Source organism: Pseudoalteromonas sp. MTN2-4 (assembly GCF_042848605.1).
GTDB lineage: Bacteria > Pseudomonadota > Gammaproteobacteria > Enterobacterales > Alteromonadaceae > Pseudoalteromonas.
This window is the reverse complement of the sequence record NZ_BTGK01000009.1, coordinates 64155-87515: the sequence shown is the minus strand read 5'-3', so window position 1 is coordinate 87515 and position 23361 is coordinate 64155. Positions and strand designations below refer to the sequence as shown.

The following is a 23361-nucleotide window of genomic DNA, read 5'->3' as shown; positions in this document are numbered from 1 at the left end:
ACTTTTTTTTGGTTTTAGTGTGAAAAGAGAATTCGTAAAATTTTGTAAGCGGTAGATACACCTCTGCTTTAGTATTAGCTCACTTCTATGAATAAAGCTTTTTACCTAGCGTTTTGTTTATACTTTTTTTTATGCTTTTGTTACTATTTGCCGCAATTTTGTTTTCGTTGTTGGCATATTCTTTTTATGATTTTATCTTTCATCATTTTGATACTTGGTTTTGCCGCGTTAGTTTGGAGTGCGGACCGCTTTGTCTTTGGCGCGGCAGCATTGGCAAGAAATTTCGGTGTACCGACATTAATCGTAGGTTTAACTATAGTAGCAATGGGCTCATCGGCCCCGGAAATGATGGTTGCAGCACAAGCTGCTTTTGCAGATAAAACGGATACCGCTGTGGGTAATGCGATTGGCTCAAACATCGCCAATATACTACTTGTATTAGGTATTACCGCACTATTGCGCCCACTTTCTGTTGGCTCAGGTATTTTAAAGCGCGAGATGCCATTACTTGTGATTGTGTCTTTAGGCGCTTGGTTTATTGTCAGTGATAATCACTTTAGTCGCACTGAAGGCCTCATTTTATTTGCTGGCTTTATCACCTTTCTCGCGACCTTACTTATTTTAACCAAACGTTCAGGTAACCAAGACGATGACCCTTTAGTTGCTGAAGCATGCGATGAAGTGCCTAATGATATACCAACCAGTAAAGCCATTTTGTGGTTAGTGGTCGGCATGGTATTGCTGCCTATTAGTTCAAGCTATCTTATCGACGCCGCCGTAGACATTGCAAAATATTTTGGCATGAGCGATTTATTAATCGGTTTAACGATTATTGCCATAGGTACCAGTTTACCTGAACTTGCAGCCTGTATTGCTGGCGTACTTAAAAACGAAGACGACCTAGCAATGGGTAACATAATTGGCTCAAATATCTTTAATATTCTCGCGGTCCTTTCTATTGCGGGGATCTTAAACCCAGCAGACATAGATGCCAACATCGCACATCGCGACATTTATATTATGCTTGGCGCGACATTTATATTGATCGCGATGAGTTTAAGCCTCAAAGGCTCTCGACGTATCAACCGCATTGAAGGTGGCCTCCTACTTGCGGCGTTCATCGGATACATGTATTACATTATTTAGTTGTTGGAGTGCACATGACTGCTGAACAATTTACCAAAACCGCTTTAAATGTCATCAATATTGAAAAGCAAGCCATTGATGAAATTGCACAATACATTGACGATAGCTTTATAGATGCTTGCCAAACTATTTTCGACTGTCATGGTCGCACTATTGTTATTGGTATGGGTAAATCAGGACATATAGGTAATAAAATTGCAGCTACACTCGCAAGCACAGGTACTCCCGCTTTTTTTGTGCACCCAGGTGAAGCAAGTCATGGTGATTTAGGTATGATCACCAAAGACGATGTTGTCTTATTGATCTCAAATTCAGGAGAGACCAGTGAAGTCGTCAATATTATTCCTGTTATAAAGCGCATTGGTGCAAAAACCATCGCCATGACAGGCAACCCTAATTCTTCAATGGCTAACCTTTCTGATATTCATTTGTGTATCGCGGTCTCGAAAGAAGCTTGTCCACTGGGGTTAGCACCAACAGCGAGTACAACAGCCACACTGGTTATGGGTGATGCACTTGCCGTTGCCCTGCTAGAAGCGCGCGGCTTTACTGCTGATGATTTTGCACTCTCCCACCCTGGAGGCTCTCTCGGTCGACGTTTATTGCTGACCTTAGAAGACATCATGCATCAAGGTGAGCAGATGCCAATCATCCAGACAGGAAAACTTATCAAAGATGCGTTATTTGAAATCTCGAGCAAAGGCTTAGGCATGACTGCGATCGTCGATGAGCAGGGAGTTTTAGCCGGAATTTTTACCGACGGTGACTTACGCCGTATTATTGAACAAAAACTCGATTTGCACAGCGCAAAAATTGATAATGCAATGACTGTCAAATGTACAACAGCAAAAGCTGATATGCTCGCGGCAGAGGCATTAAACATCATGGAAAACAAACGTATTAATGGTTTAATTGTGGTTGATGAAACTAATCGCCCAATTGGCGCTCTGAATATGCAAGACTTATTAAAAGCAGGAGTCATTTAAATGCAATTTGCCGACTTATATCAACCAATCAGCGAAGATGTGGTCTCTAGAGCGAAACAAATCAAGTTGCTCATTTGTGATATTGACGGTGTATTCTCTGACGGCCGTATTTACCTTGGCAATAATGGCGAAGAATTAAAGGCATTCAACACCAAAGATGGCTTTGGTATAAAAGCTCTTATCAATGCAGGAGTTGAAGTTGCCGTGATTACCGGTCGCCATTCACAGATTGTTCAGCAACGTATGACTAGCTTAACAGTAAAGCATATTTACCAAGGGCAAGAAGACAAGGTGAAAGCCTACGAAGAGTTGAAAGCCAACCTAAACCTGACAGATGTCGAGATTGCTTATATTGGTGACGATGGTCCTGATTTGCCTGTCATGGAGCAAGTAGGCTTTGCAGTGGCCGTAAATGATGCTCACCCTATCATTCGCAACCTCTCACACTACACGACTTTACTGCCTGGTGGATTTGGCGCTGTGAGAGAATTAACTGACTTACTCATGTTGTGCCAGGGTCATACACTCGGCACATCAGGAACAAGCGCATGACGGTCAACCGCGTCATATTATTAATTATTTTTGCACTGACCATGTATTGGATATGGTCACCGTATTTTGCTCAACCTAAAAAGCGAAGTGCCACTGAAGAAGAGAGCATAGCCACCCCAGATTATGTTGCTACAGATCTAAAGCAAACCAAATATTCTGAAGCTGGCATACGAAATTATTTAGTTGAAGCGAATAAAATGGAGCTTTATCAACAACTCGGGTTTAGCCATTTTACATCGCCTACATTCACCCTGTTTAATGGCCCACAAAATTGGCAACTTTCGGCCAATGAAGCCACTTTATATGAAAATAACATGCTGATCTTAGAGGGAGATGTTAAAGCCCTAAATCTAACTGAAGGCGCAATGATCAGCCAAATCAGCGCAGACCATATTCAAGTAGATATAACTCAGCGCGCCATGCGCTCAGATCTACCCGTAGAAATTGTGGGCCCCCACTTAAATATAAAAGGGCAAGGCCTCAATGCCGACCTCAATACTGAAATTATTGAGCTCATTAACCATACGCGAACCATTTACTATGACCAATAAACTACTTCTTTCACTGCTACTACTCGGCTTTTCTAACTTTGCTTTGGCAGAAACAGCATCTATGTCACAGGTATCGATTAAGGCAGGTAAGCAGCAAGCACAATTAAAGACAAACATTGGTATCTTTGAAGAAAATGTTGAAATCATTCATGGCAACCGTGAAATTTATGCCGATAGATTAGAAGTACATCAGCGTGAAGAGCTCGGTGAGAACAAGCAGCTTTTAGTCGCAACAGGCAAACCAGCTCGTTTTATCGAAAAGCAACCTGATGGCACAGTACTCAGTGCCAGCGCAGAGGAAGTTAGGTATGACGTTGCCAATAGACTACTTACCATTAAAGGCAAAGCTGAAATAAGCCTAGGAGGTCAAAGTACAAAAGCTGAAGCGATTATTTATGACATCGAGAAGCAACTGATCAGTGCTGAACGAAACGAACAAAATCAGCAACGTGTACACACGGTATTAGTACCAGAGAAAAAAGCATCAAAGTCTAACCCTGAACAAGGTCAATGAGCATGAGTGTGTTAACTGCCACAGCCCTAGCAAAAAGCTACAAAGGCCGCCAAGTCGTAAAAAATGTCAGCCTAAGTGTGGAAGCTGGAAGCATTGTTGGTCTTCTCGGTCCTAATGGCGCAGGTAAAACCACCAGTTTTTACATGATCGTTGGTCTTGTGCCTAGCGATAAAGGTAAAGTCACCATAGATGACGAAGATATCACTTTGCTACCTATGCACAGTAGAGCACGTATGGGCATAGGTTATCTGCCTCAAGAATCTTCCATCTTCAGAAAATTGACTGTGTATCAAAATTTAATGGCAATTTTAGAAACGCGTAAAGACCTCAATAAAGTACAAAGAGAACAAACCCTAGACGACCTATTAGATGAATTTAATATTCAACATATTCGGGACAGTCAGGGCATGGCTTTATCAGGTGGTGAGCGCCGCCGAGTTGAAATTGCTCGCGCTTTAGCCGCAAACCCCAAATTTATTCTTTTAGATGAGCCTTTTGCTGGCGTTGATCCGATTTCGGTGTTAGATATAAAGAAAATTGTTGAGCACTTAAAAAATCGCGGCATTGGAGTTCTCATTACAGATCATAATGTAAGAGAAACCCTTGATGTTTGTGAGAAAGCTTATATTGTTTCACATGGTGAATTAATCGCGTCAGGTACGCCTGAGTCAGTTTTAGCTGATCAAACCGTAAGAGACGTCTACCTAGGTGAACAATTCCGTCTATAGTTAAAACAAGACATAATCCAAATAACAAAAAGGATTGTTAGAAATACATGAGGCAATCGCTACAGCTGCGCATGGGGCAGCAACTAACCATGACACCACAATTGCAACAAGCAATTCGCTTACTGCAATTGAGCACACTAGATCTACAGCAAGAGATCCAAGAAGCGCTGGATAGCAACCCTTTACTCGAAGTAGATGAATCGGAAATAGAGCCGAGTGCTGATGGCAATGATTCAGACAAAGCGACCAAAGATACTGATTCTATCGAGCAACTCTCTAATTCTGCTGATGATGGTCACGGTGATGAACCGACAAGCGATTACGAGCTTGATAGCGATGCCGCACTAAGTAAAGACACAGTTAGTGACGATCTCGCCATGGATGTAACGTGGGACGAGTACATGAGTGCAGCACCAAGCACAAGTAGCGGCCCAATGCCTGAAGACGAAACCATTTATCAGGGCGAAACAACAGAAACATTACATGAATATTTAATGTGGCAATTAGAGCTCACTCCATTCAGCCCAACGGATAAAGCCATAGCTGTTGCCATTGTTGAAGCCGTTGATGATGCTGGTCTACTTACTGTCAGTACCGAAGAACTCCTAGAAAGTATTAATGAAGGTAATGACGAAGAGTTAATTGAACTCGACGAAGTTGAAGCTGTATTAAAGCGTATTCAACTTTTTGACCCTGTAGGTATTGCAGCTCGCTCATTACAAGAATGCTTATGTATTCAACTCAATCAGTTTGATGTAGATACGCCTTTCATTGCTGAAACAAAAATGGTGTTAAGCGAGCATATTGATCTATTGGCCAACCGTGATTACCGCACCATCATGAAAAAGACCAAGCTCAAAGAGCCTGAGTTAAAAGAAGTGATGACTCTCATTCACAGTCTTAACCCTAAACCTGCCGCCAGTATTATTCGTGAAGAATCTGAGTATGTTATTCCTGATGTGTCGGTGAAAAAAGTAAAAGGCCGCTGGGTTGTTGAGCTAAACCCTGAATGTATGCCTAAAATTAGGGTTAATGATCATTATGCAGCAATGTCACGCTCAGTAAAATCAAGCACTGACAGCCAATTCATTCGCTCTCACCTACAAGAAGCAAAATGGTTTATTAAGAGCTTAGAAAGCCGCAATGACACTTTAATGAAAGTTACCAATTGCATTGTGCAACAACAACAGGCATTCTTTGAACATGGACCTGAGGCAATGAAGCCTATGGTTTTGAATGATGTTGCTGAGATGGTCGAAATGCACGAGTCTACCATTTCTCGTGTCACCACTCAGAAGTACATGCATACGCCCCGTGGCATTTTTGAGTTGAAGTACTTTTTCTCAAGCCACGTAAGCACTGAAAACGGAGGTGAATGCTCATCGACTGCGATTAGAGCATTGATCAAAAAGCTAATTGCTGCAGAAAATACAGCTAAGCCATTGAGCGACAGCAAAATTGCAGATATATTGGCAGAACAGGGAATCAAAGTGGCACGTCGTACAATTGCAAAATACCGCGAGTCACTCTCTATTCCACCGTCAAATCAGCGTAAGAGCTTGATTTAAGACGTAAACCAAGAGAAGGAAAATGCTTATGCAACTAAATTTAACTGGTCGTCACGTAGAAATTACAGATTCATTAAGAGACTATGTAAACACGAAGTTTGCAAAGCTAGAAAGGCATTTTGATCACATTAATAACGTTCACGTGATCTTAGATGTTGAGAAGCTGGTACAAAAAGCCGAAGCTACCGTTCATTTAAATGGCGGTGAAATTTTCGCTTCAGATGAACACTCTGATATGTATGCAGCCATTGATAAGCTCGTTGATAAACTCGATCGCCAAGTTATCAAACACAAAGAGAAATTAACTCGACACTAACCATGAAACTTAGCTCGATTATCAACAAGGACTGCAGTAAAGCTGCGGTCCTTTTTAATAGCAAAAAACGTGCGCTAGAGTACATCAGTGAATTAGCGAGCCAACACCTTCCAGAGCATAACGCCCACGAAATATTAGATGCATTCCTAACGCGGGAAAAACTAGGCAGCACAGGCATAGGCAAAGGTATTGCTATTCCTCATGGCCGCCTTACAGGCATTGATACTATTTTTGCCATTTTAGTGACTAATCAAAACGGTATTGATTTTGACGCAATAGATAACCGACCTGTCGATATTCTCTTGGCAATGCTTGTACCTGAAGGTAATAATGCAGAACATCTAAAGACCTTAGCTGCAATTGCTGATAAACTAAATAACAAAGAGTTTTGCAAGCAACTTCGTCATGCAAAAGACGATGAAGCACTCTATCAACTTATTGCACTTCAAGATTAATTAACAGAGAGGAATCCATGGAACTGATCATCATTAGTGGTCGCTCAGGGTCGGGCAAATCCGTTGCCTTAAGGGTATTGGAAGACCTAGGTTATTATTGTGTTGATAACATTCCAGTTAATCTCCTTCCCTCTTTGGTTAGAAGTGTTTCTGATAACTATGACAAAATAGCCGTCAGTATCGATGTTCGTAACCTGCCAAAAGAGCAACAAGAATTTAATGATATTCTTGAATACTTACCAGGCTTTGCAAATCCCACGCTGTTCTATTTAGATAGTGATGACCAAGCACTGATCAAACGCTTTTCAGAAACACGCCGATTGCATCCGCTTTCTTTAAATAACCTGCCGCTTGATTTAGCAATTAAAGAAGAAAAGAAATTACTCGATGTGTTAATCACACGAGCAGATGTGCTGCTCGATACGACAGATTTAAGTGTACACCAGCTAGCAGAAACCATTCGAGAGCAGATCCTTGGCAAAAAAGATAAGCAACTTATCATTACTTTCTTATCTTTTGGTTTTAAACATGGGATCCCTAAACAAGCCGATTATGTATTTGATGCGCGCTTTTTACCAAACCCGCATTGGGAGCCTGAACTAAAACCACTGACAGGTTTAGATCAACCAGTCAAAGATTATCTAGCAAGCCACAGCATAGTGCAAAAGTTCACGTGGCAGATTCAAACCTTTGTCCAGACTTGGTTACCTCATCTAGAGCGCAATAATCGCAGCTATTTAACCATTGCAATTGGTTGTACTGGCGGACAACACCGCTCTGTTTACCTAGCGCAAACCATTGGTGAAAGCTTTGCTAAAACTCATAACAATGTGCAAATACGTCACCGCGAACAAGACATAGACTAAAGCATGGTTAAGGCAGAAGATACTTTTCTAATCCAAAACAAGTGTGGTCTGCATGCACGCGCAGCCACAGTACTTGCACAATTAGCCCAACAGTTTGATGCGCAGATCACCCTTTACCAAGATGACAAAGAAGCTCCTGGTGATAGTGTACTCGCTTTGCTCATGCTTGAAAGCAGTCATGGTAAGCAGCTTCGAGTTTGCTGTGAAGGTCCAGATGCCCAGCCTGCACTCACCGCCATTGGCGAGTTAATTGCACAAAAATTTCATGAAGATGAGTAACCAAGCACTTGGTAACTCTGCAAAAATTACGTTAAACTTAAGGCACTCTTTTTAGGCGCCCACAGTAACTGCCTAAACCTTTATTCTCGGTGCACACCACCTAATAAATGGATTGCCTATGCCAGAAGCCTTAGAACAAGACTATACGTTGCAACAATTACAACAAGTAACGCACGCAATAAACAATGGTCAGTTTGTTCAGGTTAGGCGTATTCTGGCTGAAACTCCCCCCTGCGACACCGCATTACTACTTGAATCTTCCCCGCACAAAGTGCGTACACAGCTATGGCAATTAGTTGACCCTGATATTCAAGGTGATGTACTCGAAGAGCTATCTGAAGACGTTCGTATTGGTATTATCAACCAAATGGATCCAGAGCTCATTGCAGCCGCAACTGAGGATATGGATGACGATGACTTAGGTGAAGTACTAAGAAGCTTACCTGATGACGTCTATCAAGACGTTGTCGGCGCAATGGACGCCCAAGATAGGGCAAGGGCAACCCAAGCGCTTTCTTATCAAGAGCGCTCTGCGGGTGCATTAATGAGCACAGATACGGTCACCATTAGGCCTGATGTGACGCTCGACGTGGTACTGCGTTATTTACGTCTACGAGGCGAGTTACCCGATGGCACCGACGATTTATATGTCGTCGATAAAGAAAACCAGTTTATCGGGGCGCTGCCTGTCGCAACCCTTTTAACGAACTCACCCGATAAAGTGGTTGCAGAACTCATGGATGATGAGAAAGAAACTATTCCCGTTTCAATGGATGAAAGTGACGTGGCGCAACTCTTCGAACGTCATAACTGGATTTCAGCAGCGGTTGTTGATGATAACTTACAACTGCTTGGTCGAATCACCATTGATGACATCGTAGACGTTATTCGTGAAGACGCTGAACACAGCTTGCTAAGCATGGCGGGTCTAGATGACGAAGAAGATACCTTCGCACCGGTTTTGAAAAGTAGCCAGCGACGTTCTATCTGGCTTGGCATTAACCTTTTAACGGCTTTGCTTGCCGCCTTTGTCGCCAGTTTTTTCGAAAGTACCCTAGATATACTTCCTATTTTAGCTGTGCTAAATGGCATTGTACCGAGTATGGGTGGGGTCGCTGGTAGCCAAACCCTAACTTTAGTTATTCGTGGTATTGCCCTTGGCCATATCAACAACACCAACCAGAAGTTCTTGCTTGGTAAAGAGCTTGCCATCGGGGCACTAAATGGTGTGCTTTGGTCTCTTCTAATCGCCGGTGTTGTTGCCATATGGCAATGGGATTTCGTACTCGGTGGCGTGATCGCCTTTGCTATGTTCATGAACTTACTTGCAGCCGGTATTGCTGGTGCCAGTATCCCAATTATCTTAAAGCGAATGAATATAGATCCAGCCCTTGCGGGCAGTGTGGTACTTACCACAGTGACTGATATTGTGGGCATCTTTGCCTTCTTAGGCACAGCGACTTGGTTCTTAGTTTAGACCCCTCCAAACACAAAAAAGCCCGCTCAATATCGCGGGCTTTTACTTTAATTAAGGCCTATTCCCCTGCGACCTGCATTGACTCAATTAATATCGAGCCCGTTTGCACACTGCCACGCGCTTCAATATCTCCACCAATGGCCTGCATTTCCATAAACATATCTTTTAGATTGCCCGCAATGGTGATCTCACTTACTGGATATTGGATCTCGCCCTTCTCAACCCAAAAACCTGCTGCGCCTCGAGAGTAATCTCCCGTTACTGTATTCACACCTTGCCCCATTAGCTCAGTGACTAATAAGCCAGTCCCCATTTCTTTAAGAACAGCCTTTAGATCATCGTGCGTCTGCTGTACTAACCAATTATGAATACCGCCAGCATGGCCTGTGGCAGTCATACCCATTTTTCTTGCTGCATAACTCGCGAGCAAGTAAGTTTGCAACTCGCCACCATGAATGATTTCACGATCCAGCGTTTTTATCCCTTCACTATCAAATGGGCTAGACGCTAATCCTTTTAATAAATGAGGGCGCTCAGACACATTTACTTTGCTATTAAAGATTTGCTTGCCCAAAGAGTCTAGCAAGAAGCTCGATTTACGATATAACGCTCCACCACCAATTGCTGAAACCAAATGTCCAAACAAACTATTCGCAACATCCGCTCGAAACACCACAGGCGTCTTCATAGTGGCAATTTTTCTACTGTTCAAACGAGCAATAGTTGACTCAGCGGCTTCAAGGCCGACAAACTTTGCAGATTTTAAACCAGATTGCTCACGACTGAGAGTATAAGCATGGTCGCGCTGCATTTGCTCACCATCTTGACCAATCACCATGGTACTTAAACTGTGACGAGTTCTCGGGAAGCCCGCTAGAAAGCCATGGGTGTTACCATAAACTCGTAAGCCTTCATGACTAGAGAAGCTCGCACCATCTGAGTTAACAATACGCTCATCAAACTCTAATGCCGCTTTTTCAGCTTCAATACACAGCTCAACCCCCTGCTCTGGCGTTACTTCCCAAGGGTGATACAAGTCTAAATCTGGCGGAGACATCTCAAGCAACGCTTTATCAGCTACCCCATTACAAGGGTCATCCGAAGTAAACTTCGCAATATCAATGGCTTTTTCAACCACAGAACGGAGCGCTTTAGGGCTCAAATCAGCGGTAGATGCAGAGCCTTTATGATTGCCCACATAAACACTGATCCCCAAGCCGCCATCTTGGTTAAACTCAATGGTCTCTACCTCGCCCATATGCGTACTAACAGATAGACCAGAAGTGCTCGACATTGCAGCTTCTGCTGCTGTTGCACCTAATTTTGTTGCGTGGGACAACGCCTCTGATACGGCCTGTTTGACTTCATCTATTTGAGTAAAAATCGCACTTTGCTGCTCAGATTTCATAGTTATGCTCTCTAAAAACACCTTTAATATCTAAATGCTAACACACATATTCGACTTCGGCTTATCAAGGCACAGCATTTATGACGTATAATTGTTATAATCCGCAAAATTTTTATAGAAACTCCGCACCATGGCTAAGAAAAAGAAACCCTTTATTGAAGAAGAAATTATTTACGTTTCAAAAAGCGAGCTAAAACGTGACGCACAGCAGTACCAACAACTAGCTATCGATCTAGCAGCTATGAGTAATAAGCAACGCGAGAGATTACCACTTAGTGATGACCTTGTAGAAGCCATGGTTGTTGCTGACAAGATCAGAGCGAAATCTGAAGCTTACCGCCGTCATATTAACTACATCAGTAAAACACTCCGCCTCACAGACAATGTCGCCGACATTGAAGCTGCGATTGAACTTATGCTTAACAAAAACAATCAAGCCGATGTTTTACTTAATAAGATTGAATCAACCAGAACCGAGTTAATCAATAACGGTGACAGCTTAATTAACGAACTTTTAGAACAGTATCCATCACTGGAAAGACAAAAGCTTCGCCAATTAGTTCGCCAAGCTGCGAAAGAAGCCAAAGCCGAAAAGCCAGCAAAAGGCTACAAAGACCTATTCCAGTATCTTAAAGAAGTCATGATGCCTTAATTGCGAAGTGTGCTTGCTGCGGCTGAGAAGTTAGCCGCAGTTTCACACTTTAAAATGATTCTTTATTAAGCAATTGAACAAGATAAGTAGATTTTTTCAACTTTAAGTGGTGACAAGCCCTATAAAAATTTTTATACTGCCTGCGCTTTTTACGATTCTATTCGATTTCAAGCACTTCTAAATAACCTTATAGCTCAGTTGGGTTTTCTTTTGAAAAAAGAAAACGTCGAGGAAGCTCTGGGATATTAGCGAAGCGACCTTGAGCGTTGATTCCGAGACCGGAAAACAGCTTCAGGACGAAATACAAAAAGCAAAAACTTCAAATGGCCCTATAGCTCAGTTGGTTAGAGCACACGACTCATAATCGTTAGGTCCCTGGTTCGAGTCCAGGTGGGGCCACCATTTACTCCTAAATTCAAACTCACCACTTAATAATCAAAGCCATATAAACTCATTACTCATATTACAACATACGCGTTTTTGATGGCTTAAAGTCTAGCATCTAGGCACTAGCTCATTTCTAACTCTATGCGTTTATTTTAACCAGAACATCAAGTCGAGAACATTACGTGAAAAAATTAGTAGTAGCACTGAGTGCATTAATTTTAGTTTCAGGTTGTCAAATGTCGCAGCGTCAAAATGCGACTACGGGTGAGACCGAAACAAACTCAGCAACAAGAGGCGCCATTATTGGCGTAGTATCGGGAGCAATCGTAGGTCTAGCGACCGGTAAAGATGCTGATGATCGCAGAAAGCGTGCGCTAATTGGTGCAACTACCGGAGGTGCAATCGGTGCAGGTGTTGGCTATTACTTCGATAGGCAAGAAGCTACACTTCGCGAAGAGTTAATGAACTCTGGCGTTCAAGTAAAAAGAGTGGATGAAGATAAACTCGTATTAATTATGCAAAACGGTATCGGCTTTGATTCAGGTTCAGACAAGTTAAGTACTTCAATTTATCAGACACTAGATGGTGTTGCGAAAGTACTGGTTGAGTATCCTGATACGCAGCTATTAATCGAAGGTCATACTGACAGCTCTGGTAGCGAGTTTTTAAATAAAACTCTCTCTGAAAAGCGTGCGCACTCAGTAAAAGCTTACTTACAAAGCCAGAAGGTTGCAGCAAATCGTTTATTCACCGAAGGTCTAGGTGAGTCTCTGCCTATTTGCGATAACAGCACCAAAGCTGGCCGCACTTGTAACAGGCGTGTTGAAATCAGCATCTTCCCTGCGAAGAAGTAATTTCATTTCATACTTTAGCCCAGCTCACATATAAGAACTGGGCTTTCTAATTTCCAATGTATTTCCCTTTACTGAGCCTATTTTGATAGATTTTCTTCTTGAACTTCTAAACCTTTTCTTCATTTTATATGTATGATTACTCAATATATGAATAGGAGATAACTATGCGTTTTTTTCTACTACTTTCAATACTGTTATGTAGTTTCGTTGCTTTAGGTAAAACTGAGCAAATATCCCAACAGGCACTACTAATTAATCAAATGTCTGCAACACCACATCAAATTATCGATGTCAGAAGCCCTGAAGAATTTGCAGCGGGACATGTAAAAGGGGCTATTAACATTCCTTTTAATAAGATCGAACAGCACCAAGATTTACTCAATTCACTAAAACAAAAAACGCTTGTTGTATACTGTCGCTCAGGTCGTAGAGCGGGGATCTTTGAACGTGCGCTGTCTAAAGACGGATTTAACCTTTTACACTTAAGCGGAGATATGAATGCTTGGCAGGCTGAGAGTTTGCCCACTGTGAAATAACACTTTAAGTATTTTATTTGCCCTCTTGTCACCACTTCAAGATGATTAAACATGCTGAGATATCGGAATAAATCATCACGAAAACAAGACTATTTTAAAGAATGTGATAGTATTGTTTGGCAGTGTAAGGATTTTAAAGTATGAATGTTGAACAATTAGTCGATAAAGCAAAACAAGTCTGTGATAACCGTGGCGCACGTTTTACGGCGATCCGTGAAAAAGTCTTCCGTCTACTTGCTGCTAAGCAAGGTGGCGTGGGTGCCTATGATCTTTTAGAAGAATTAAAAGTCTCTGAGCCTGGTGCTAAGCCAGCAACGATTTATCGCGCTTTAGACTTTTTATCTGAGCTTGGTTTTATCCATAAAATTGAAAGCACCAATGCATTTATGCTGTGCCATCATTTCGACCATATTCATCCTGTACAGTTGTTGATCTGTGATGATTGTGGGCATGTTGACGAGCTTCATTCAAGTTTAATTTCGCATGAACTGAATAACTTAGCGTCTGAGCGAGGCTTTCAGGTAAGTAACCAAACAATAGAAGCACATGGCAAGTGTGAAAAGTGTAAAGACTAAGTGCAGTTATGCAATTAAACCACTACACTTAACCTAGAACTGAATAATTAAGAATCAAGGGAACAGCACATGAAAGTAGAGTTCATAAACCCTTTTTTATCATCATTAATAAATGTCTTAGCAACCATGGCTCAAACAGAGCTAACACCTGGTAAACCAAAAATCAAAAAAGGTGAAGTTGCGCAAGGCGATGTATCGGGCTTGATCGGTATGGTAGGCCCACAGACTAAGGGTTCTTTTTCTATTACCTTTGATGAGCAACTAGCGCTAACAATCATGGAGCGCATGCTTGGCGAGCGCCCAGATGCAATTAATGAAGAAGTGACAGATATGGTGGGTGAAATCACCAATATGGTCACTGGCGGCGCAAAAAACTTGCTAGGTGAAAAAGGCTATGACTTTGATATGGCAACCCCGATTGTAGTGTCGGGCCCAGGTCACACCATTACGCACAAATGTGAAGGCACTAAAATTATTATGCCATTCACTTCGGCTGACGGTAACGCCAATATCGAGGTGAGCTTCGATAAGCTATGAGTTGGCAGCAAGCTAAATTTACCCTAGCCGCGAAGTCTCGCGGCTTTCACCTAATTACCGATGACATTCTCAAACAGCTTCCCGAGATCCATAACTATCAAGTTGGCCTTTTGCATTTATTCTTGCAGCATACGTCGGCCAGTTTAACAATCAATGAAAATGCTGATCCGACCGTGCGTATGGACATGGAAAGCCACTTTAATCATTTTGTGCCTGAACGTCAGCCCTACTATAAGCATGACTATGAAGGTGACGACGATATGCCTGCTCACATCAAATCAAGCACGCTTGGCAACCAGATCACCATTCCAATTAGTCATGGGCGACTCATGTTGGGGACGTGGCAAGGTGTGTATTTAGGTGAGCATAGAGACTGCGCCGGCGGCAGAAGTATTATTGCCACCTTGTCTGGCGAACTTTATTGATTTCACATCAAAAAATAAGCGGCACATTGGCCGCTTATTTTTTATCTTTTATGTATTGGTAACTCACTCTCGGCGTGACATTACACAGCAGTTCATAAGGAATAGTACCAGCACATTGTGCCACTTCTTCTACTGGTAAGTTTTCACCCCACATTTCAACTTCGTCACCGACCTGAACTAAGTCATTCTCTGCGCCAATGTCTACCGTAATCATATCCATCGACACACTGCCGACAATGCCATATCGTTTGCCATTGATCACAACCGGTGTGCCTTCTTGAGCGTGACGCGGATAACCATCACCATAGCCCATGGCAACTACAGCAAGTTGTGTAGCTGTGTGACTCTGCCAACGACCACCATAGCCTACTCGCTCTCCCGCAGGAATAGCACGCTTTGCTATCACGCGTGTTTTTAAAGACATCACCGCTGATAAACCATGCTCTGAGCCGACTGAGTCAAGCATAGGTGAAACGCCATATAGCATAAGTCCGGGTCTTATCCAGTCGCCATGGCTATCTGGCCAAGCAATTATGCCCGCAGAATTGGCCAAACAAGTTTGTTCGACTTTATCACCGACTAATTTGGAAAAATGTTGGATCTGAGAAAGCGTTTTTTCGTTATTAGTATCGTCAGCACAGGGGAAGTGCGTCATTAAACGCACATTACGCTTAGCATTTTTAGTGGCTTTAAGGCGAGCATAAAACTGCTCTAGTTGTTCAGGCTCAACCCCTAAACGATGCATACCGGTATCTATTTTAAGCCAAGTAGCAATCGGTGCATCTAAATTGGCCTGCTCTAGTGCAGTTAATTGATGCTCGTCATGAATGATAGTTTCGAAGTTATTCGCCAGTAAAATAGGTAAGTCACTCGCTTCAAAGAAACCTTCTAATAAGACGATAGGTTTGGTAAGGCCACCAGCTCGAAGTGCCAAGGCTTCATCGATTCTGGCCACAGCAAATGCATCTGCCCCCTGCAAATGCTGTGCAATCGTCACCAAGCCATGCCCATATGCATTGGCTTTTAATACTGCCATCACTTTGCTATTTGGGGCAATTTTTTTGATGCGTGCGAGGTTTTGTTCCAGCGCGGTTAAGTTAATTTCTGCGGTTGCTAATCTCATACAGCCTCTCGTGTGCGACCTGCAAAAGTATTAAGCTGCTAGTGCTTAATACTCATCATCAAATGCAGGACCTGCGTAATTGTCAAAACGAGAGAATTGCCCCTGGAAGGTTAACCTAACCTTACCAATTGGACCATTACGCTGTTTACCTATGATTATTTCTGCCACGCCTTTATCTGGGCTGTCTTCGTTATACACTTCATCACGATAAATAAACATGATTAAGTCGGCATCCTGCTCGATTGAACCCGATTCACGTAAGTCAGAGTTTACCGGGCGTTTATCGGCACGTTGCTCTAGGGTACGGTTAAGCTGAGATAGCGCGATAACCGGGCATTGCAACTCTTTTGCTAGTGCTTTTAATGAACGAGAAATTTCGGCAATTTCAAGGGTACGATTATCTGATAAGCTAGGTACACGCATTAACTGTAAATAGTCGACCATGATCATGCTGATACCACCGTGGTCACGAGCAATACGGCGCGCACGAGAGCGCACATCGGTTGGTGTTAGGCCTGAAGCATCATCAATGTACATCTTGCCTTTTTCCATCAATAGACCCATGGTTGACGATAAACGCGCCCAATCTTCGTCATCTAACTGACCTGTACGTACCTTAGTCTGGTTAATTCGGCCTAAAGAAGCCAGCATCCTCATCATGATCTGCTCTGAGGGCATCTCAAGTGAGTAAATCAGTACAGGCTTGTCTTGGGTCATCGCCGCATGCTCAGCCAAGTTCATCGCAAAGGTGGTTTTACCCATTGAAGGACGCGCCGCAACAATGATTAAATCTGACGGTTGTAAACCTGCAGTCATTTGGTCTAAGTCGTTATAGCCAGAACTCACCCCTGTAACACCATCTTGCGGTGACTGGTAAAGCTCTTCAATCTTATCGACTGTTTTTTCTAAGATTGAGTGAATACTTTGCGGGCCTTCAGTGCTCTTTGAGCGCTGCTCTGCAATTTTAAATACTTTACTTTCCGCTAAATCGAGGAGTTCATGGCTATCTCGCCCTTCAGGATTAAAGCCCGCTTCGGCAATTTCATTCGCAACTGTGATCATCTCACGAACAACCGCACGCTCACGTACAATCGCAGCATATGCATCGATGTTAGCAGCACTTGGCGTGTTTTTAGCAATTTCTGCCAAATATGCAAAACCACCCACCGCACTCAGTTGGTTATTCTTTTCTAGGCTTTCAGAGATAGTGATTAAGTCGATAGGTTGACTTTGCTCAACCAGCTTTTCCATCGCTTCAAAAATTAATTTATGCGTGCGAGTGTAAAAGTCTTGCGATACAACCAACTCAGCAACACGGTCAAACGCCTGATTATCAAGCATTAAACCACCAAGCACTGACTGCTCGGCTTCGATTGAATGAGGAGGAACTTTGAGGGTATCGACTTGATGATCTGGTTTAGCCATAGCACTACACAATCTGAAAGAATTAAGAGCAGTATTTTAGCTCCTAGCGAAGCAACTTAAAAGCGTAAAGCGACTTTCTAATTATTAGAATAGCTGAAATAAAAAGAGGCCTCACATAGAGACCTCTTATCAACTTTACGATGTGCCTAGTTTTTCTTTAATTCAATACGACCACTGACGGTATCAATTTCAACATCGGCATCACCGCCATTAAGAATAAATTCTAATTCACGTGACGGGCCATACTTGGCCTTCTTTACTTTATCACTGCTTAACTCATTTATTATGCGACCGCCTGAGTGTGCGTCAATATCAAAGCGAGCTGACACGTCGCTCGGGAAATACAAGCGAACATCACCACTTACAGTATCCATATTAATGCGAGCATTAGACTGTAGCACTTTAACTTGTACTTTAATCTCGCCGTTCACTGTATTTAGACGCAAGTCCCTTAAAGAGGCAACTTTGAAGTCTACTTCGCCATTAACGTTTTCAAGACGAATATCTGTCGCTTCAGTGTCACTTTCAATATCACCATTCACGGCATTGAATCGCAATTCACCTTTAGAGTTAGTATCATTGATGTCACCATTAACCGTTTCAAAGCGTAAATCACCCGATAGATTGTTTGCATCAACATCGCCATTAACCGTTTCAAGGCTTACTTTACCTTCAAGCTGCGTCGCTTTGATGTCACCGTTAACCGTTTTAATACGGGCACCGGCTAATAATTCAGTCGCAGAGATATTCACATTTATGCCTTCAAAGCTCAACTCACTGTTTTTTGGCATATAAATAGTCAGTTTAGAACCATCGCCTTTATTCCAGCCTTTATAACGCTTCGGCATTTCAACAATAAACTCGGTGACAGAGCCGTTGTTCTCAAGTTTATAACCTTTAGCAATATCATCGAGTGAGCCCGTAACCTTAAATTCTGACTTGTCCCAAGATTTAATGTCTACTTCACCGCGCTGGTTTTCAATTACAATCTTACCATTGGCGGGTACTGAGATTTGCTTATCGATGGCTTCACCGGCAAAGCAAGCAATGGGGAAAAATAGCAGTCCTGTTAGTAGTTGTTTCATCTTTCTTCTCCTAAATTTGTTGCCAACTTGGTGCATGTACACGGTTGATTAAATCTAATTGTTGCTGATAAACCTGCGCGAGCATCTTAAGCAACGCGGCATTTTCAGGGTCATTTTGTAAGGCAAGCTTCACAGCTTGTTCGGCCTGCTCTAATTCATCAAGTTGTTGTTGCCAGTCATTTGTTAAAGCTGGCTGTGCTTCATACTGTACGAGTAATGCTTGTTTTTGCTGTTCAAACAATGCACTTAAATCTCTCATCGTGTTTTGCTCAGGGCCCATTATACTGACATTCCATGCTAATAAACCCGCGATAAAGCACGCTGCAATACCTGTCACCTTGGGCCAATACTGCTTGTCATTGATACTGCTCTTAGCTGGCTCTGCAATTGCTCGCTCAATACCAGGCCATAAGTCGCGACTAGGCGCTACTTCACTTGGTTTTGCTAGCTCTTCTTTTAAGAAGTCGTCAAAGTTGACTTTACTCATGCTCGTACCACTCCTGTAATAATTGTCTTGCGCGATGATACTGCGACTTACTTGAGCCAACAGCCATGCCTAACATATTGCCTATTTCTTCATGGCGATAGCCTTCAACTGCATGAAGTACAAATACCAAACGAGCACGCTCAGGCAAACGCAAAATTAGTTTATCTAGTCCGTTTAACCCATTACACATGGCTAGGCTTTGTTCATCCATGCCGCTTTGCTCAAAGCTCACAACTTTTTGCAGCCAGTTTTTATGTTTGCGTAAATAACTAATGGCAATATTACTCGTTACACTATGCAACCAAGTTGAAAATTTTGACTGACCCTGAAACTGTGAAATTTTATGCCACAACTGTACAAATACCTCTTGCGTGACATCTTCTGCATGCTGTTGATCTGCAAGCAGCCTCAAACATAACGCAAATACAGGTTTTTCATGCTGACGGTAAAGCTGGGCAAACGCAGCCTGATCACCTTGTTGTACTCTATGTACTAGGTCATCTGTTTGCTCGTCTTTATTCGTATTCGAAAATGCCTGTTTGGCATCGATTAACATGACGTTATTCCTTTATCGGGTTTTTACCCAGTTTGGCGTTTTGCTTCATTGTTATTATCTAAGACGCCACCTTGGCTTAAAAAGGTTTAAAAGAAATTAAAAAAATTTGAAGAGACAGCATTACAAAGCAAAATTAGTTTTGCAATGAAATGCTGCTAGTTACATATTGTGCTGTTAGTCACCCGTGTTGTTATTATCAGTGTTAGAGGTCTCTCCTTCGTCTTCTTCTAGATCAGGCAAAGGTTTAGCCGACTCAAAGAACCAACCTTTGAAAATAAGCTGAGGTTTCTCATTGCTACCGCCGCCTGAGCCAAAATTCACATCTTTCAGAGCTGAATCAAAATGCACACCACTACCACCAGAAGAGTCAATAATTGAGCCACGAACTGTGCCATAGAGTTGTCCACTTCCTGAGAGTTTTACTTGTGTTAAGGGCGCATAAATTGTCGCATACATATCTGATGCCCCTTTTACCTGAAAACCATCTCTGCCAGAATATGAAGAAAAGAAATTCAAACTAGGGATACCACTTACCGTCATTCCCTCTTTTTCAGTGATCACTTGCCCGCTTGCGCCTAAGATCACTTTACCGGTAGTAAATACCGTTAAGCTACTGCCTGATTCAATGGTTAACTTGGCATTACCACTTAGCACAAAATCACCATCGACTAAAAAGATGACATCGCCCCCTGTGATAGTCATTTTCCCATCACTGTATAACTTAAAGTTTTTCATGCCAAACACGCGCTCTTCATTCGTCCCTGTAATGCCATGTCGTTGACTTAAGTTATCAAACAAATAGATCTCTGCTTTTTTGGAATTTAACGCAACAGCCTTTTTGATACCTACTTGAGATGTCATCAAGCGGCCTATATCAGGTGTGAATTGATAAATCTGTGTCGCACCAACAGCGAAATCTTGACTTCGCTTTGGATTTTGAGCCATCACGTCCGGCATGTTCAGTGGTAATTCAAAGGGATCACACTCTTTATTTGGCTTCGCAGGGTCATAATCTGGAGAGCTTGGGTCATACACTTTAACTGGCTCTATCTCTGGCATTTTTCTGAAGAAATCGTCTGTATAACGAACATCTCGCCTTATTGTGCCATCGTCGAGTTCAACCCTATCTTGTGCGTGATAACTCGCAGGGAACTTACCCGTCCCCCCATACATGATGTCATAGGGATCATTGTTTGCATTAATGATCTTACTCCCCCACTTCATGTCGACATTGCCCGCCACTCGCACGTATCCCTTTACCTCACCACCGCGGTGTGTGAAAAAACCTCCAGAGTAGACATTGCCCTCAACACGATAATCTGAACCGCCCCCTCCACTGATCTCCACACCAGTATTTGAGTGTACATCTCCGATAATAGGTGAAGAGCCTTTAAGATATATCACTCCCGATGCTTTCACATCGCCTTTAATCGGCGAATTTCCGGTAATGGTGACACTCGAATCACCAATCACAGTATTTACATGACCTGAAGAGTCTCGGTTAGTTTCAGAGTATGGGCCTTTACTAGAGTCATAACTATCAACGACACCACTTCCTGATAAATTAACACCTTTACAACCCGTAACAGCATGTTGAAAGGGTGATTTAACATCTCCAGGTTTTAATTCAAAACGGGCAACAAGTTGTTGATTCGCATCACCATAATAGCGCTGGCCTAGACTCGTAATTTCAAGTAACCCATCAGCATTTTTACTTAAGCGTGCTTTATAAGCCGTGTCATCGCCTATATCAGCGTTTCCGGTGTGTAAACCATATTGATTAACTAACTCATCAACGGTCAAGTTGGTGTTATTTGATACTGCTGTTTGCAAACTTTTAGCTGCCGTAAAAATACCTTTTTCAGCGAGTAAACGTGCATTCATGTCTTTTTGAAAGTTACCCGTTAAACGCTCTTGGATCACTGTTTCTTTAAGTGCACCAAACACCACGACACTGGCCATCGTGCTCATTAACATGACTTTGATTAAAGTGAACCCTGACTGCTGCTTCATAATACGCTTTCCTTAAATGCTTCAAGCAGAATTAATTGCGTGGTGGCAATATCTATTTGCAGCCCTACTCCAAAGTGACTTGGTATATTTATCGGTTTGACCGTCACGCTGACTAGATGGTTATTATATGCAAAATTAATGGCTTCTATGCCCTTGAGCAGTTGTACTGCACCGTTACCATCGCCAATGTCACAGGTCAAAAAACCGTTTTCAAGCGCATAAGTTTCAGTGTAATCCACAGCTGGGGTCGTGCCTTGGCAAGATAATACATTGGCAAGTTGCTGAAATTGAATCGTCAAAGGGGCAGCACTAATAATAGGCTCATTGTTCGTTTGTTTAACACTACGCGTAAATACTTGGCTGGTATAACGGATCACCTCTTGTGCATCCGATAGCTCTTGGGTCATTCTTACTGTGCTTTTTATCGCCGAATATGACATGGCAACACCAGCGAGTAGAAACAAGCCGACCGCCATCGCCACCAACATCTCAAGTAATGTATAACCAGTTTGACTAAACTTTGGGTGAACAGCCACTGAGTACCTCAACATAATTTGCATTTAACGTGACTTGATTCAAAATGTTATTTTGCAGCTCTTCTGCTACGCGTTCATCTTTCCAACTAACTGTAATTTTCATTTCTGTTTTAAATTGACTGGGTAAACTCTCAGTGTCTAATTCATAACGAAATTGCAATGCCTGAGGAGGCTTTAAAGTATTAATGAAATCAGGATCTGAAAATAAAGCTGGATTTTTATGCTGCAAGTTACATAGATTTGGCCACATACGCTCAATCGCATTCTGCGCCTGCACAAGAGAAACAGTATAATCAAAGCTATTATTGGCGAACTGCAGTGACTTTAGCTGTGTTACACCCAAGCCAATCAGCGCTATGCTCGCAATAAACATAGACACCAATACTTCTAGCAATGAAAAACCAGCATTTACGCGCAATTTTCTTCTGCCTTACCTAACCAACTTTGTCCACTACGCAAAATACATAAACGATAATCGTCGGTATTTGTATCGTTATCAGAGATTAAAATATTGCTTTGTAAATTTAATTCACCCGTTGAACGTATCATACGATCGACCAGCTCAGCATTGACGGTTGGGTAATTAGAGTCGAACTGTCGTAACGTCTCCCTGCCACCTGCGACTTCAATTTCTACTAACCAAGAAGCGTCTTGCTTAGTAAGAATAACTGTTTGAGCTCGCTTTACCGCTTCACTTCTGGCGTAACGATATACAGCGTTTAATTGGTTGGCTGTTTTAGTCAAGCGTTCTTGTTTTATAAACTGAGCAAATGACGGAGCGGCTAGCATGGCTAAAATACTCACTAAACCAAGCGTGATTAATAACTCAATCATAGTAAAGCCGCGTGACTTTTGTTTATTTCCAGCAGTCATTGCCATTCCCACTTGCTGTTGCTTTACCTGTTTGGTCGATCTCTAAAACGGCACACCTGTCAGAAGATTGGACACTACCGGCTTTTGGCGTTGCTTTTAAGGTGAACTTTAAACTTCTAAAGTCAGGTGACCCTACAGGTAAATCTGGGTCATGTTTATACTCGAACGTATAAACTGCTGATTTAGGTAAATCCGTAAAGCTATTACTATGTGGATAACCACCGTTTCTTGAGTAAATTCGCTCTAAAATTGCCGCAGTTTGCAACATGCCTTGTTGTGCATCTGAACGATGCCCATCTTGGATGTACCTTTGATAAGATGGATACGCTAATGTCGTTGTAATCGCAACAATTGCAACCACAATTAACAGCTCAATTAGCGTAAAACCTTTTGTAATTACTCTAGAATTCATACTCTACCCAAAACAAAACAGCGCTGTCATTTTTAACAC

The 23361-nt window shown here is 42.4% G+C and carries 29 protein-coding genes and 1 tRNA gene; 19 read left to right on the top strand and 11 right to left on the bottom strand.

Annotated elements, in window-relative coordinates:
- The first annotated feature begins 186 nt into the window (after positions 1 to 186).
- From ACGHEH_RS17780 to mgtE, 12 genes are all read left to right on the top strand, one after another.
- Positions 187 to 1146 carry a calcium/sodium antiporter gene (locus ACGHEH_RS17780; RefSeq protein WP_390448024.1) on the top strand — a complete coding sequence of 320 codons (960 nt, stop codon included), beginning with the start codon at positions 187 to 189 and terminating at the stop codon, positions 1144 to 1146.
- Between the two features lie 14 nt (positions 1147 to 1160).
- Positions 1161 to 2132, top strand: a complete 972-nt coding sequence (locus tag ACGHEH_RS17775; RefSeq protein ID WP_390448021.1) for a KpsF/GutQ family sugar-phosphate isomerase — start codon at positions 1161 to 1163, stop codon at positions 2130 to 2132.
- On the top strand, positions 2133 to 2684 hold the full coding sequence (gene kdsC, locus ACGHEH_RS17770) for a 3-deoxy-manno-octulosonate-8-phosphatase KdsC (RefSeq protein ID WP_390448018.1): 552 nt from the start codon (positions 2133 to 2135) through the stop codon (positions 2682 to 2684).
- The gene (gene lptC, locus ACGHEH_RS17765; protein WP_390448016.1) at positions 2681 to 3235 is read left to right on the top strand and encodes an LPS export ABC transporter periplasmic protein LptC; all 555 of its coding nucleotides are present in this window, start codon (positions 2681 to 2683) and stop codon (positions 3233 to 3235) included. Before kdsC ends, lptC begins: the two co-directional genes overlap by 4 nt.
- A complete protein-coding gene (lptA, locus tag ACGHEH_RS17760; RefSeq protein ID WP_390448014.1) occupies positions 3225 to 3749 on the top strand; it encodes a lipopolysaccharide transport periplasmic protein LptA in 525 nt (174 codons plus the stop codon). The genes lptC and lptA overlap by 11 nt, the downstream gene beginning before the upstream one ends.
- A 2-nt stretch (positions 3750 to 3751) precedes the next feature.
- Positions 3752 to 4477 (top strand): LPS export ABC transporter ATP-binding protein, encoded by a 726-nt coding sequence (lptB, locus tag ACGHEH_RS17755; RefSeq protein ID WP_138481556.1) that lies wholly within the window; start codon positions 3752 to 3754, stop codon positions 4475 to 4477.
- A gap of 47 nt (positions 4478 to 4524) precedes the next feature.
- Positions 4525 to 6045: an RNA polymerase factor sigma-54 gene (locus ACGHEH_RS17750; protein WP_390448011.1), complete on the top strand. Its 1521-nt coding sequence runs from the start codon at positions 4525 to 4527 to the stop codon at positions 6043 to 6045.
- A gap of 28 nt (positions 6046 to 6073) precedes the next feature.
- Positions 6074 to 6361 (top strand): ribosome hibernation promoting factor, encoded by a 288-nt coding sequence (gene hpf / locus ACGHEH_RS17745; RefSeq protein WP_130255587.1) that lies wholly within the window; start codon positions 6074 to 6076, stop codon positions 6359 to 6361.
- A gap of 2 nt (positions 6362 to 6363) precedes the next feature.
- Positions 6364 to 6816, top strand: a complete 453-nt coding sequence (gene ptsN / locus ACGHEH_RS17740) for a PTS IIA-like nitrogen regulatory protein PtsN (RefSeq protein ID WP_390448007.1) — start codon at positions 6364 to 6366, stop codon at positions 6814 to 6816.
- Positions 6817 to 6833: 17 nt separating this feature from the next.
- Positions 6834 to 7682 (top strand): RNase adapter RapZ, encoded by an 849-nt coding sequence (gene rapZ, locus ACGHEH_RS17735; protein ID WP_390448005.1) that lies wholly within the window; start codon positions 6834 to 6836, stop codon positions 7680 to 7682.
- 3 nt (positions 7683 to 7685) lie between these two features.
- Positions 7686 to 7961, top strand: a complete 276-nt coding sequence (locus ACGHEH_RS17730; protein WP_138481566.1) for an HPr family phosphocarrier protein — start codon at positions 7686 to 7688, stop codon at positions 7959 to 7961.
- A gap of 118 nt (positions 7962 to 8079) precedes the next feature.
- A complete protein-coding gene (mgtE, locus tag ACGHEH_RS17725) occupies positions 8080 to 9438 on the top strand; it encodes a magnesium transporter (protein ID WP_349284760.1) in 1359 nt (452 codons plus the stop codon).
- Between the two features lie 58 nt (positions 9439 to 9496).
- Here mgtE and pmbA read toward each other — a convergent pair whose 3' ends face one another.
- On the bottom strand, positions 9497 to 10846 hold the full coding sequence (pmbA, locus tag ACGHEH_RS17720; RefSeq protein WP_390448001.1) for a metalloprotease PmbA: 1350 nt from the start codon (positions 10844 to 10846) through the stop codon (positions 9497 to 9499).
- A gap of 130 nt (positions 10847 to 10976) precedes the next feature.
- Between pmbA and yjgA the strand changes: the two genes are divergently transcribed.
- The 7 genes from yjgA (at position 10977) to ACGHEH_RS17685 (ending at position 14812) form a co-directional block, all read left to right on the top strand.
- On the top strand, positions 10977 to 11498 hold the full coding sequence (gene yjgA, locus ACGHEH_RS17715; RefSeq protein WP_390447998.1) for a ribosome biogenesis factor YjgA: 522 nt from the start codon (positions 10977 to 10979) through the stop codon (positions 11496 to 11498).
- Between the two features lie 325 nt (positions 11499 to 11823).
- Positions 11824 to 11900 (top strand) — tRNA-Ile (locus ACGHEH_RS17710).
- A gap of 167 nt (positions 11901 to 12067) precedes the next feature.
- On the top strand, positions 12068 to 12739 hold the full coding sequence (locus ACGHEH_RS17705) for an OmpA family protein (protein WP_390447995.1): 672 nt from the start codon (positions 12068 to 12070) through the stop codon (positions 12737 to 12739).
- Between the two features lie 164 nt (positions 12740 to 12903).
- Positions 12904 to 13275, top strand: a complete 372-nt coding sequence (locus ACGHEH_RS17700; protein ID WP_349284764.1) for a rhodanese-like domain-containing protein — start codon at positions 12904 to 12906, stop codon at positions 13273 to 13275.
- Between the two features lie 140 nt (positions 13276 to 13415).
- Complete coding sequence (locus ACGHEH_RS17695) at positions 13416 to 13850, top strand: transcriptional repressor (RefSeq protein ID WP_058028574.1); 435 nt, start codon at positions 13416 to 13418, stop codon at positions 13848 to 13850.
- A 69-nt stretch (positions 13851 to 13919) separates the two neighbouring features.
- On the top strand, positions 13920 to 14387 hold the full coding sequence (locus tag ACGHEH_RS17690) for a chemotaxis protein CheX (protein WP_390447990.1): 468 nt from the start codon (positions 13920 to 13922) through the stop codon (positions 14385 to 14387).
- Entirely contained in the window at positions 14384 to 14812 is a 429-nt protein-coding gene (locus ACGHEH_RS17685; protein ID WP_390447986.1) for a secondary thiamine-phosphate synthase enzyme YjbQ, read from the top strand. Before ACGHEH_RS17690 ends, ACGHEH_RS17685 begins: the two co-directional genes overlap by 4 nt.
- 34 nt (positions 14813 to 14846) lie before the next feature.
- Here the strand turns inward: ACGHEH_RS17685 and alr are convergent, their stop codons facing one another.
- From alr to ACGHEH_RS17635, 10 genes are all read right to left on the bottom strand, one after another.
- On the bottom strand, positions 14847 to 15935 hold the full coding sequence (gene alr, locus ACGHEH_RS17680; RefSeq protein WP_390447983.1) for an alanine racemase: 1089 nt from the start codon (positions 15933 to 15935) through the stop codon (positions 14847 to 14849).
- A 45-nt stretch (positions 15936 to 15980) separates the two neighbouring features.
- Positions 15981 to 17360, bottom strand: coding sequence for a replicative DNA helicase (gene dnaB, locus ACGHEH_RS17675; RefSeq protein ID WP_058028570.1), 1380 nt, complete (start codon positions 17358 to 17360; stop codon positions 15981 to 15983).
- A gap of 146 nt (positions 17361 to 17506) precedes the next feature.
- The gene (locus tag ACGHEH_RS17670; RefSeq protein ID WP_390447980.1) at positions 17507 to 18445 is read right to left on the bottom strand and encodes a DUF4097 domain-containing protein; all 939 of its coding nucleotides are present in this window, start codon (positions 18443 to 18445) and stop codon (positions 17507 to 17509) included.
- Between the two features lie 10 nt (positions 18446 to 18455).
- A complete protein-coding gene (locus tag ACGHEH_RS17665) occupies positions 18456 to 18932 on the bottom strand; it encodes a hypothetical protein (RefSeq protein ID WP_390447977.1) in 477 nt (158 codons plus the stop codon).
- Positions 18925 to 19488: an RNA polymerase sigma factor gene (locus tag ACGHEH_RS17660; protein WP_390447974.1), complete on the bottom strand. Its 564-nt coding sequence runs from the start codon at positions 19486 to 19488 to the stop codon at positions 18925 to 18927. The genes ACGHEH_RS17665 and ACGHEH_RS17660 overlap by 8 nt, the downstream gene beginning before the upstream one ends.
- Before the next feature lie 174 nt (positions 19489 to 19662).
- A complete protein-coding gene (locus ACGHEH_RS17655) occupies positions 19663 to 21501 on the bottom strand; it encodes a polymer-forming cytoskeletal protein (RefSeq protein WP_390447971.1) in 1839 nt (612 codons plus the stop codon).
- Positions 21498 to 22037, bottom strand: a complete 540-nt coding sequence (locus ACGHEH_RS17650; RefSeq protein WP_390447969.1) for a PilW family protein — start codon at positions 22035 to 22037, stop codon at positions 21498 to 21500. Before ACGHEH_RS17650 ends, ACGHEH_RS17655 begins: the two co-directional genes overlap by 4 nt.
- Positions 22015 to 22455 (bottom strand): prepilin-type N-terminal cleavage/methylation domain-containing protein, encoded by a 441-nt coding sequence (locus tag ACGHEH_RS17645; RefSeq protein WP_390447966.1) that lies wholly within the window; start codon positions 22453 to 22455, stop codon positions 22015 to 22017. Before ACGHEH_RS17645 ends, ACGHEH_RS17650 begins: the two co-directional genes overlap by 23 nt.
- A complete protein-coding gene (locus ACGHEH_RS17640; RefSeq protein WP_390447963.1) occupies positions 22446 to 22910 on the bottom strand; it encodes a GspH/FimT family pseudopilin in 465 nt (154 codons plus the stop codon). The genes ACGHEH_RS17645 and ACGHEH_RS17640 overlap by 10 nt, the downstream gene beginning before the upstream one ends.
- A complete protein-coding gene (locus tag ACGHEH_RS17635; RefSeq protein ID WP_390447960.1) occupies positions 22894 to 23322 on the bottom strand; it encodes a type IV pilin protein in 429 nt (142 codons plus the stop codon). The genes ACGHEH_RS17640 and ACGHEH_RS17635 overlap by 17 nt, the downstream gene beginning before the upstream one ends.
- Between the last annotated feature and the right edge of the window lie 39 nt (positions 23323 to 23361).